This window comes from Arcicella sp. BE140 (assembly GCF_031456255.1).
Lineage (GTDB): Bacteria > Bacteroidota > Bacteroidia > Cytophagales > Spirosomataceae > Arcicella > Arcicella aquatica.
Genome location: NZ_JAVDUE010000002.1, coordinates 543663 through 556013 on the forward strand (window position 1 = coordinate 543663; position 12351 = coordinate 556013).

Here is a 12351-nt window from a genome sequence, read left to right on the forward strand (position 1 = left end):
GTTACAATCAGATGAAAAAACTATTTCTTCTCGACGCAATGGCCTTGATTTATCGTGCGCACTTTGCTTTCCAGAAAACTCCTCGTATTACTTCTAAAGGACTGAATACCAGTGCGGTGTTTGGGTTTACTAATACTTTGTTGGAAGTACTCACGAAGGAAAAACCTACGCACCTTGGTGTGGCTTTTGATACGGCTGCTCCGACTTTCAGACATATTCAGTTTGAAGCTTACAAGGCTCAGCGTCAGGCTCAACCAGAAGATATTACCATTGCCATCCCCTATATCAAACGTCTTTGTGCGGCCATGAATATCCCCATGTTAATCATGGAGGGCTATGAAGCTGATGATATTATCGGAACGATTGCCAAAAGGGCAGCTCGCGAACATGAAGATATGGAAATTTACATGATGACACCCGATAAAGATTACGGTCAGCTCGTGGAAGAACGTATTTTTATGTATAAGCCTGCCTTTATGGGTAAACCAGCGGAGGTATTGGGTGTAAAAGAGATTCTAGACCGTTGGGGTATTCTGAATGTTTCGCAAGTGATTGATACTTTGGGCTTGATGGGCGATGCATCGGATAATATTCCAGGGATTCCGGGAATCGGAGAGAAGACTGCTCAGAAACTCATTCAGGAGTATGGTACTTTGGAAAACCTTATCGAAAACGTAGATAAACTGAAAGGAAAACAGCAGGAAAACGTTAGAAATTTTGCAGTACAAGGGTTATTATCGAAAGAATTAGCGACAATCCACTGTGAAGTGCCTGTGACTTTTGATGAGGAAGATTTAAAAGTTTGTGAGGTAAACAAAGAACTACTTTCTCCACTTTTAGACGAACTAGAATTTAGAACATTACGCAGAAGATTATTAGGTGAGGAAAGCACTGAGCAAGTTTCTATCAATACGGAACCGAAAAAAGTTATTGCTTCTGGGAAAGCAAAAACGGCGACTGGACAATTTGATTTGTTCGGAAGTATTGTGGAAGAAAAGAAATTAGAGCTTTTTGATATTACCGAAGGTGATGATAATGCATCCCATCAAAAAGCAACAATCAATACTACGGTACATCAATACCATTTGATTGATACACCAGAACTACGTCAATCGTTAATTCATTTTTTGAGTTTACAAGATGAAATATGTTTTGATACCGAGACAACCAGTGTAGATGCCGTAGAAGCCGAATTAGTAGGATTGTCGTTTGCGTATCGAGCAGGTGAGGCATATTATGTACCTACTCCAGCAAACAGGGAAGAGGCACAAGCCATCGTAGATGAATTTAAGCCTATTTTTGCCAATGAGAAAATTGAGAAGATAGCCCAAAACATCAAATATGATTTAATGGTGCTTTCTCAATATGGTGTGGAGGTAAAAGGTAAAACGTATGATACGATGCTGGCACATTATATCATCGAACCTGAAAAACGCCACGGGATGGATATTTTGGCAGAAGATTTTTTACAATATACTCCTGTTTCGATTGAAGAGTTGATTGGTAAAAAAGGTGCCAAACAAGGCAATATGCGTGAAGTGGAATTTGAAAAAATCAAAGAATACGCTGCTGAAGATGCTGATATTACTTTACAGTTAAAAGGGAAATTACATCCTATTCTAGCTCAAAACCCGAGTGCAGTAAAGCTATTGGAAGAAGTAGAAATGCCTTTGACCCAAGTGCTTTGTGATATTGAAATGGAGGGTGTTAAGCTAGATATAGATTTCTTGAAAGTGATGTCAAAAACTTTGGAGAAAGATATGCTAGAGGTACAAACCAAAGTGTTTGAATTAGCGGGACAAGAATTTAATATTGGCTCGCCAAAACAATTAGGAGAGATTTTATTTGAAAAACTAAAACTTGACCCTAAAGCCAAAAAGACGAAGACTGGTCAATATATGACGGGTGAAGAGGTATTGTCTAAATTGGAATCTGAACACGAGATTGCTCGTAAGATTCTGGATTTTAGAGAATTACAAAAACTTAAATCTACCTATGTAGATGCCCTGCCATTGATGATTTCGCCAAGAACTGGTCGTATTCATACGTCCTTTAATCAGGCTGTTACCGCTACTGGTCGTTTGTCAAGTACCAATCCTAACTTGCAAAATATTCCTATTCGTACAGCACGAGGTCGTGAAATCAGGAAGGCTTTTATTCCTAAAAATGACGACTTTTTAATTCTTTCAGCCGATTATTCGCAAATAGAATTACGCATCATGGCGGCTGTTGCCAAAGACGAGTCGATGATTGAAGCCTTTAACCAAGGGAGAGATATCCACGCAACAACGGCAGCCAAGGTATTCAATGTAAGCTTGGATGAAGTAACCTCTGATATGCGTAGAAAAGCCAAAACCGTAAACTTTGGTATTATCTATGGCGTTTCGGCTTTTGGTTTGGCACAGCAAATTGCTATTTCCAGAACGGAAGCCAAAGAAATTATTGATAGTTATTGGCGAGAGTTCCCTGCCATTAAACGCTACATGGATACTGCTGTAATCGACGCCCGTGATAAAGGGTATGTAGAAACCATTTTGGGAAGAAGACGTTACCTGCGGGACATCAATTCAAACAACATGGTTGAGCGTGGTTTTGCCGAACGTAACGCCGTAAACGCACCGATTCAAGGGTCGGCGGCGGATATGATTAAGTTGGCGATGATTAAAGTAAACAACTTTATCAAAGAAGAAAAATTACAATCACGAATGATTCTGACAGTGCATGACGAATTAGTATTCGACGTACATAAATCAGAACTGGAATTGATGAAAGAAAAAGTAAATGAATTGATGGTAAATGCGCTTCCTTTCCCTGTAAAAATGGAAACAGGTATGGGCGTTGGCTTGAATTGGTTAGAAGCACATTGATTTGGAGTGTAGCGTTTGGAATGTGTAGTGAGAAATACAGCTTTGACAACTTTTAAAAGTTGTCAAAGCTATTTCAAGTTTATTAATTCACTATATTTGGTTATCTTCAACTAAACCATTCCCACAGCTTTGTGAATATACTATTCAACCTTTACCTTAGTGTACGACGTAACGAGTACCTCTCATTTTTTGTAATCTGGATGAGGTACCTCATTGGTTTTGCCTTTGTCCCCTCTGGATTGACTAAATTAATGGGAAATCGTTTTACAACTATCCCAATTTCTAACCCAATCGGATTCTTCTTTGAAGCCATGTACCAAACAGGTATCTACTGGCAATTCTTAGGTTTTACCCAAATAATTGCTGCCTTATTATTGATGACCCAACGGTTTGCTACCCTCGGAAACCTTATTTTCTTGGGTATCATTACAAACATCTTTTTGATAACCTTTTCAATGGATTTTACGGGGACAGTCTATATTACGTTCCTATTATTGATAGCCTCAATCGGATTATTACTTTGGGATTTCCCTAAATGGAAAACGCTTTTCTTCTCAGATAACTTTACCGTAAATATTGAACTCGAAAACCTGCCTACTTATAATACATGGTGGATATACACAGGGGTTATTTTCTTTATTGAATCATTATTGTTCAGCATTCTTAGCTCGGTATTCAAGGATGTTAAAACAGTAATGGCTTTGTTGGTATTGATTGTTGTTACCGCTATCGTATCGCTGGTTTTGTATAAAAAATATGGAAGTGCGGTTAGGAGAGATTAATAAACATGAGTCATCCAAAATTTTCTCTAAAAATAGTGAGTTTTAGATGATTTTGAGTTTTTGCAATTTATCCTCGTCCTTACTTTTTGCCTTGATGCAAAAAGTAACCGCAACGGCGGACCGTAAAAAAATCAAGAATTCCTAATCGCATCGGCGAACCGACTCGCTGCGCTCAAACAGTAGGAATTCGTTGCCCATCAATCATAAAAAAGCGGTCGAAATTAGTTTTTCGACCGCTTTTTTATGATTTTAAAATTCGGAATGACTCATGTTATTAGGCTCTTTTAGATTGGTCAACTTTTTAAAAGTTGACCAATCTGTGTGTGATATTTGACAAATCTCCGCCTATTCAATATATCTATTGAATCTTAAAAGGCAAAAACCAATTGTCTTTATTCATCAATTTACTTCTTATTGCTGCAGCGTTAGGGTTATTAGCTTTTCTTAATTTATCATAGATTTTATCAGCCAAGAAAGTTGGGTCTTCTCTACGAAGGGCTACCCTTAACAAGTCGCTCCAACGGTGTCCTTCAAAAGCTAACTCCAAAGCGCCTTCATTAATGATAGAATTTTCAATAGATAACGTGCTGTCACCAACTACTGCTACGTCCTTCAACATCGCTCTACCTCTGATTCCCGTAGCTAAGTGCCATGATGAACGATAACGAACTGGGGCATCACCGTTTCTTGCGTCAAAGTCATAAGGAGGAACATCAAACGTATTCATCAAGTTGGTTTTATCACTAGATGAACCATTATAAATATTGGCAACACCACTATTCATTAAAGCAAAGGCTAATTTTCTACGACCTTCACGGTTAGCTGCTTCTGCAAATTTTAAATGTACGTTAGCTGCTCTGTTCAAGAACCAACGACCATTCTTTTCTTGCAGACTTTTACCCACTAAACTAAGTACAGAACCTGTTAAGTTTGGATTAAGATAGTTGTATAAGTACTTATACACAACTGGTCTACCATTGACAATTTTGTACGACATTCTTCCGCGAGCATCAAACGAGAAATTATTAGTTTGTGTTTGTGTATTCCACATATCCTGTGCTTGTTGCGAAGGCTGTAATAAATAGCTACCACCTACGTTCGAGAAAAGGTCAATGAACGGGTTTTGAGGTAAAAACTTATTATCAAATGGTAGTAACCAAAGCCATTCAGGGTCACGCGAGATAGATGATGTATTAGAAGTACCATTGTAGTTAGTGTTCGAACGGTCACGTGCAAAAAGTGAACGCCATCCAGTATTGTTGTTATCAAGTAATCTACTTTCGTCGTTGATATTGCTATCATAGCTTACCGCTACTGGACCCATACCACTTGATATTTGTCCACGAGTAATTTTGTATAAATGATACCAAACGTTAATATCTGTGGCTTCAAAACCAAGGCGGTCGGATGTAGTCATGATATATTTATACATTGTAGCTGCCTTATTATATTGGTTGTCCCATAAGTACAAATCGCCTAACAAAACGTGTTTTTCAATAAAGAAAGTAGTAGGAGAGTAGCCATCCACATTGTTTGAAACAAAAGTATTATCTAACGAATAAGGGTCAAGATACACACTTGGAATCGTTTCCATTGCCGTAATAAGCTGTTTTACCATTTCCTTTAATGGAATAGTAGGCTTACTAGCAATAGCCGAAACGTCTGAAACTTGTTCTATTGTTTCAGTAATGTAGGGTACATTATTGAAATGAATAGCCAATTGTAAATAAAGCCAGCTTCTTAGGGCTATTACGTCGGCATAACGTTGGTTGTATTCAGTTCTTTTTATTTTGTTAGACTCCACCATCATCTTGAAATTCTTCAAGATATCGTTACAGTTAAGAATCACCTCATAATAAGGACGAGGGTCAGCATAAGCATTATTGGCTGAAACGCTGTGATTGTTGATTTCACGGAGTGATAAATCAGCGTTTTCAGTAACATCGAGCAAATCAGCACGAAGTTCGTTCAATACTACATATTGTTTAGCAAGCGTTGAAAACTTACCGTATAAGCCAATAATGGCAGCATCGGCATCATAGATGTCACGATACATTTGTTGGGTAGTTAGGGCTTCCTCAGGGTCAAGGTCAAATACCTTTGAACACGAAGAAGTACCAATCCACACACAAGAAAGTACACCTAGATTGATGATTATTTTTCTAAAAATTGATTTCATCTTATTTCGATAATTTTAACGATTAATAATTTCAGTTTACTGAGGATTCTGTTAGGCTTAATCTTATAAACCTATTTTAACGCCTAAGTGAAATGATTTTTGGATAGGCTCTAAAGTATTATCAACGCCTTGTCCTACTACTGCATTTGTTGAACTAAATTCTGGATCATACCCAAGGTATTTTGTCAGTGTTAACACATTGTTTGCCGAAGCATACACGGTTAAATACTTCAAAAGACTTTTGTTGACAGAGAAGTTATAAGAAACTGAAATTGATTTTAATCTAAAATATGAACCATCCTCAATCCATCTGTTCGAAAAACGTGAATTTTGAACAGGGTCACCATACGTAGCTCTTGGAATATCTGTTATTTGTCCTTCTCCTCTCCAACGCGTTACCATTGCTTGCGATTGGTTTAAATAACCATTACCCGACTCTAACACCCTGCGTGTATAGTTATATACTTCATTACCAGATACAAAACTACAAAGGGCATCTAACGTCCAGTTTTTATAGATTATACGGTTGTTGATACCGCCATAAAAATCAGGATTTGGGTCACCGATAATCTTTTTGTCTTGGTCATCGATTATTTTATCACCATTTACATCTTCAAATCTTATATCACCACCTTTGAATGCTCTTAAAGAACCATCAGCCAGTCTTGACATATAACCATCTGCCGCCGCAGCAGCATCTGTAGCATATACACCTTTTGAAACATTACCATAGAATGCATTTGGACTTTCACCTACTCTGCTCAAGAACGAAGCCTGTCCGTAGTTAGAAACGATGTCTGCATTACCGTTCGGTAGCTTATCCAACTTTGTTTTTGATTGAGCGATAGTAACACCAAAATCCCACTTCAAGTCTGATTTGTTCAATAATTTAATGTTCAAACTAGCTTCAGCCCCTGTAGTACTCATGGCTCCGCTGTTTGTCATTACATAACTTAATCCCGTTACTGTTGGCAATTTTTCAGCCACAATCATATCCGTTGTTTTATTGCTAAATACATCAACACTTAAGCTTATACGCTCATGAAGAATATTCATGTCTAAACCTGCATTGAATTTTGATACACTTTCCCATTTCAAGTTCGGATTAGCAATGTTTCCACGTACGATACCTTGAAGACCCAATAAGTTTTGTCCAACATAATATTGCTTAGAAGCATAGTTGCCAATATCATCATTACCAACACGACCAGTAGATACACGAAGTTTTAATAAATCGAAAGGCCCATCTGCTAAGAATTGTTCAGACGAAAGCAACCAAGCCGCAGAAACCGAAGGCATCAATGCAAATGGCGTGTTGCCTATGCTGATAGCATCGCTGGTTGATACACTTTTACCAAAGCGAGACGACGCATCCATGGCTACGTTGAATGATAAGAAATATTTGTCTGAATAAACATAATTCAAGTTTAAATAGGTATTCATCCAGTTGTATGTACCAATACCCCCTTTAATATCATTGTAAATAACAGAACCATTACCCACACTGATTAATTGGTCAGTAGCTGAGTTATACCCAAAGATTTTGTCTTGTTCTACTCTTGAATTAATAAAACGTACTCCTAAGCGTCCTGATAAATCATGAACGTTTTTAAAAGTCTTATTAAACGCTAAATACGTTTCGTTTGAAACATTGAACAAACGCTTCGTTTGTGAACTTAACTGATTAAGAGCCAGTACATTTTTAAGGGTATCGCTCACTAAACCATAGTTTGGTATAAAGCGGTTTTCTTTGATTTTATCAAACGTAACAGCAATATTAGTCCCGATTTTTAATGCACTCGAAAAAGCATATTGGAAATCAAGTACACCAAAGAAACGATACGCCTTGTTACCACCAATAGTACTTGTAGCAGCCACCGCAGGGTTACCTACTGAAAAAATATCTTCGTCTGCATAAAATGGCGAGAATATCCCAGTATTTGAAACACTATAATCTGTCAAGAAAGGTGCTTTTACCAATGATAAATAAATGGGGTTGGTCTTAGAAGCAAAACCAAAATCTTTTGTTTCAGCCTCGTTATAAGAGAAACTCAAATTGGCAGCAGCAGTAAGCTTGCGGCTAAGGTTCATGTCAGCATTAAAACGGGTACTGTATTTTTCCAAAGTAGAACCAGCCACACCATTTTTATTGCTCAGATAATTGATTGAAAGGGCATATTTTGCAATGTTGTCACCACCTGTTACACGTAAATACATGTTGGTTAATGGCTTGCTAGCATATACTTTCTTTTGCCAATCAGTTTCGTTATGATATGTATAATAGTCAGGATTGTTTGCCTTATTATCATTCATATAAGGCAAACTTTCAATCTGTGAATTTGAATAGCCCGATGAAGATAAAATATCTGATAAATAACTTCTATAACTATTTGTATTCATTACAGGCAAGTCTTTAGGAGCCATGTTTACTCCGCCATACATCGCAAAGTCAATTTTTGTTCCTAGTTCTTTCGCTCTTGACGTCGTAATTAAAATCACGCCATTCGCTGCCTTCGTTCCATACAAAGCTGCCGCTGAAGCATCTTTTAATACAGTAATGTTCGTAATATCTCTTACATCAATGTATCCTAATGGATTATCGAAATAATTACTATTCAGTGAGTTTCCATATACGCCAGCATCATAAATGATATTATCAACTACATAAAGCGGGCGGTTTGTACCTTGCAATGAATTTAACCCACGCAAAGTAGTAAATGTTCCGCTGTTAGCAGTACCCGAATAGCGAGTGTTGTTTAAACCCGCTACTCTGCCTTGTAAATAGCTATCTGGAGAATCTGTGATTTTTGACCAAGCATCAGGTACAGGCAATGAACTTGCAGCACCTATTACACGCTTTCCTATTGAAATTCCTGTAGGCAAAACATACGATTTTTCAAGCCCAGTTTGGTCTTGAATAACAATGTTGATTTTACTACGTTTAGCTACAGCAATTTCAGTACTTTCATACCCCGGACATTCAACCGAAATGGAAACCATTGGGCTAGGAATACTTAATTTGAATGTACCATCTTCAGCAGTAATAGACGAAGTCATGCTTTTGTAATACACCCTTGCACCCGTCACAGGTTTACCTGTTGAAGCACTGATAATAACCCCCGAAATTTCGGTATTATATTTTGGATGAATTTTAACTACTTCCTGAATTGGGGTATCCTGAGCCTGTACAGCCGAGCCGCACAGCACTAATCCACAAAAAGATGCTAAAGCGACAGTCGTTTTGGGGAATGTTTGTATATTTTTTATGAAATACTTCATTAGAATCATCGTTCGTTTTTTGGCAAAATATTATGTAGCAAACTAAAGAACTGGTACAAGCTTAATGTAGTCAAGGGCCATGGCATTGGTTCCGTTGGCTACTAAATATAGGCTTAGTGTACCATAAGAACTTACTGTGTACTCACCGAGTAATTGTTCTGTATAATTCTTCACTGGCAGTGCCGCTGCTGGATAAGCAAAGGTTGCTGAACTCAACGAGCCCATCGATAACTTTTGGTTAATGGCAAAAGTGGCTGTTTCCCCCGTTGCTGTGTTAGAACCATACAAGTCGTTTACGGCTACCCAATACACTTTGTATTTGATAGATGGTGTTTCTGGCAAATTGTAACGAAGCCAAAAACCGCTGTTTCCATGTCCAACTACAAAGACCGATTTGAAATTTGTATTAGTCAATGGGTTTAATAGTGTACGTACCGCAATTACAGTAGAGGCAAGGCTTGATGCTGTCGTCATTCTGCTAGCATAATTTTCACCTTCAACAATGATGGGCTTAAACTTATCGTTGATAGTTACGCCAATTTTATTCAATACATACACTGTTCCGTTACTTACTTTTATCGTTTGCACGATGGCCGACTTATCAATCGCAAGAGTTACATCAAACTTTGATTTTAAAGTAGCAGGTAGTTGGTTGATTGAATATTCCCCTTCAATGGCTAAATCTTTGATGGTTTCATAAGCGGCTTTTCTGTAGGTACTATCAGTGGTACTTGTTTTGAAATATGGAGAAATCTTCGTTACTTCTTGAGTAAACACATCGTTAGCCAAAAGGAAGTAAGTATATTTTTTCGACTCATCATTCAAATCATATACTTTCTGAGTGAAAGCGTTTACTGTTTCAAAACCTGTTCCTGGGCGATATACTGGCAAACCAGTTGTAGCACTAATACTATCTATCGTAGCCTTACTAGCATTAAATACTTGTGAAGTAAGGTTGATAATAGCTGAGTTCTGAGCGTAAGTGCCTTTGGTCGTATTAACATATTCCCACAACGAAGGCAATACCTGAACTGCCGAACCAATAATATGCAATACACCATTGCCTACATATTTATTAGACGATGTAATGGCTGCTGTACCAAAAATATCCTTTCCGAAAGTAACATATTTACCATTTACCAAACCAACTGATTCAGTAGTGGTAGTTGTAGGCATAACATGACTTTGCAAAGCAATATGGTTGCCAACAAAGGCTTTTAATGCTACCGAGTCATTGATAATGGTAGTACTCAAACTAGCTAAGGCGTCGTTGGTAGGAGCCCACACCGTATAGTTTTTAGAAGAAGAAAGCACTTTGCTGTACCCCGATTTCTCTAAAATCTCTTTGAACTTACTTAAGTTAGTTTGTGCACTAATTTCAGCAAATAAGGTTTTTCCTAAATCATCATTTGCAGATACTAAACGGTCATCCCATGTCTTACACGATAGTAGGATTGTTCCCCAAAAGGCAATTAGTAAAAAGTATAAGTATCTTATTTTCATTTGAATGCTTTTAATATTTATAATATAAGTCTCTTTATTGACCAGTTTCTATCATCGAAATACAAGCTGTTACTCATTAATCAGCGTACCGTCTGGTAAATGGCGAGGACTAAGCTGATTCTGGTTGATTGGAATGAACTGAATCATATCAATGTTGTTTGGCGAGTGCGTACCATTGATAGCCTGCAAACGGAAAGTATGCCTGTCAGTTGTTTTAATATCAATTGTTCCAAGCAAACGTGCTGCAGCATTGATGTCTGTTCCTGGTGACATAAAAATTTTCCAGCCTAGTGATTCTAATTCTCCCGCTGATAATGAAGGAACTTGGTCGATAAATAAGAAAGGACGTGTAAGCGTTTCACCATCAATTGCTCCTGTACAAGTAATCGTAAAGCTGTTTGATGTACGTTGACGTCTGTAGCACATCCATACTTTGTACTTACCTTTTGGAATAATTGGCGTTTTCATTTCAAGCCATAAGTTTCTACTAGGTACACCCATCGGTACTTGTAGGTAATCTCTTTTGGCTGCGTTTTCAGAACCAGCATATACATACGTAGGAGGGAAGCTGGCATTTGCCCAAGTGATGTCTTTCAATACCGTACCCACAGGGAAAGCATAAGTCTTTTTGCCATAATATGCAGAAAGCTTTTTGATTTCGGGGAAATCGCAAACGTCCCAGTCAATTCTGATAGGCAAACGTAATTTTACATTGTAGTCGCCCAAACTGCTGTGTACTACACCATTAGTAGCAGTGTTGTCGCTTAGCGTACGTGACAATTCAACCCCTACTTCTCTGATTCCATTAAAAATATCATCGTTCAATAACACAGTTTGTCCCTCTAATTTAGAACTAACTACTGTAGGTTCAGTTGATACCTTTGTAATGTGTGAAGTAGCGGTAATAATATCGCCCAAGTATTTAGCTCCATCTAGGATATGGTATGCCACATAAATATTAAGGCTATCAGTTTTAAGTTTTGGATTACCCGTCTTGGAATATCTCGCTTTCAGCTTCGTATAATCGGTAAAACCAGCTTTTGCTAATACCGTGTTCGACTCCGCTACCAAAGTCATAAAGCGTTTATCAATATTCTCGTTAATCACATTTAGCGAATCATAATATCCAGTTTCTTTCAGTGCCTGTGTAAAAATTGAATAGTCTGGATTGTCACCCACAAATTGTGCAATTGTCTTAGTAGCAGGTTTCAATACAGCATCCAAAATATGCAACATACCGTTACCAGTTTTGATGTTTGACTCAACGATATTCGCTTGGCGATTTAATGTATAGCTTGAACCTTCAGTACCATTCGTTACGCCAGATAGCAAGTATTGTCCATACATCGTTACTAGTGGTAATTTACCATCTTTAAAAGAGTTGGTAGTAAGGGTATCTCTGATAACATGGATTTTCACGATAGCCTGAGCCTCCTCTTTAGTAAGCTGGTCGGTAGTTTTGCCAATCTGTGTTAAATAGGCTTTTACGGCAGTGTTAGTAGGAGCAAACATCGTATAAGCTCCATAAGCATCCAAGAACCCATTATAGCCAGATTTGTCAATAACTTTGGCAAAATCTGAATACTTTTCAGGGTATTTCAGGAGGTAACTATATAGGTTGGCATCACCCGTAGTGGTTTCAACAATTTTTACGTCCGTACAGCTCATAATACCTAGCCCTATTAATAGGCTAAGTAATGGTAATGTGAGCGATTGTATTAACTTTTTCATTTTCTTATTT

General features: G+C 37.8%; 6 protein-coding genes. 2 read left to right on the forward strand and 4 right to left on the reverse strand.

All coding sequences use genetic code 11. From position 1 onward, the window contains the following. Positions 1-11: 11 nt before the first annotated feature. Both polA and J2Y60_RS05600 read left to right on the forward strand, forming a co-directional pair. Positions 12-2867, forward strand: a complete 2856-nt coding sequence (gene polA / locus J2Y60_RS05595; RefSeq protein WP_309914513.1) for a DNA polymerase I — start codon at positions 12-14, stop codon at positions 2865-2867. Positions 2868-3067: 200 nt separating this feature from the next. Continuing rightward, positions 3068-3649, forward strand: coding sequence for a hypothetical protein (locus J2Y60_RS05600; protein ID WP_309914516.1), 582 nt, complete (start codon positions 3068-3070; stop codon positions 3647-3649). Positions 3650-4007: 358 nt separating this feature from the next. Here the strand turns inward: J2Y60_RS05600 and J2Y60_RS05605 are convergent, their stop codons facing one another. From J2Y60_RS05605 to J2Y60_RS05620, 4 genes are all read right to left on the reverse strand, one after another. Beyond that, positions 4008-5828, reverse strand: coding sequence for a RagB/SusD family nutrient uptake outer membrane protein (locus J2Y60_RS05605; protein WP_309914518.1), 1821 nt, complete (start codon positions 5826-5828; stop codon positions 4008-4010). 63 nt (positions 5829-5891) lie between these two features. Next, a complete protein-coding gene (locus J2Y60_RS05610; protein ID WP_309914522.1) occupies positions 5892-9107 on the reverse strand; it encodes a SusC/RagA family TonB-linked outer membrane protein in 3216 nt (1071 codons plus the stop codon). A gap of 42 nt (positions 9108-9149) precedes the next feature. Continuing rightward, positions 9150-10610 carry a fasciclin domain-containing protein gene (locus tag J2Y60_RS05615; protein WP_309914525.1) on the reverse strand — a complete coding sequence of 487 codons (1461 nt, stop codon included), beginning with the start codon at positions 10608-10610 and terminating at the stop codon, positions 9150-9152. Between the two features lie 69 nt (positions 10611-10679). Continuing rightward, positions 10680-12341 carry a fasciclin domain-containing protein gene (locus tag J2Y60_RS05620; protein ID WP_309914528.1) on the reverse strand — a complete coding sequence of 554 codons (1662 nt, stop codon included), beginning with the start codon at positions 12339-12341 and terminating at the stop codon, positions 10680-10682. Positions 12342-12351: the final 10 nt, after the last annotated feature.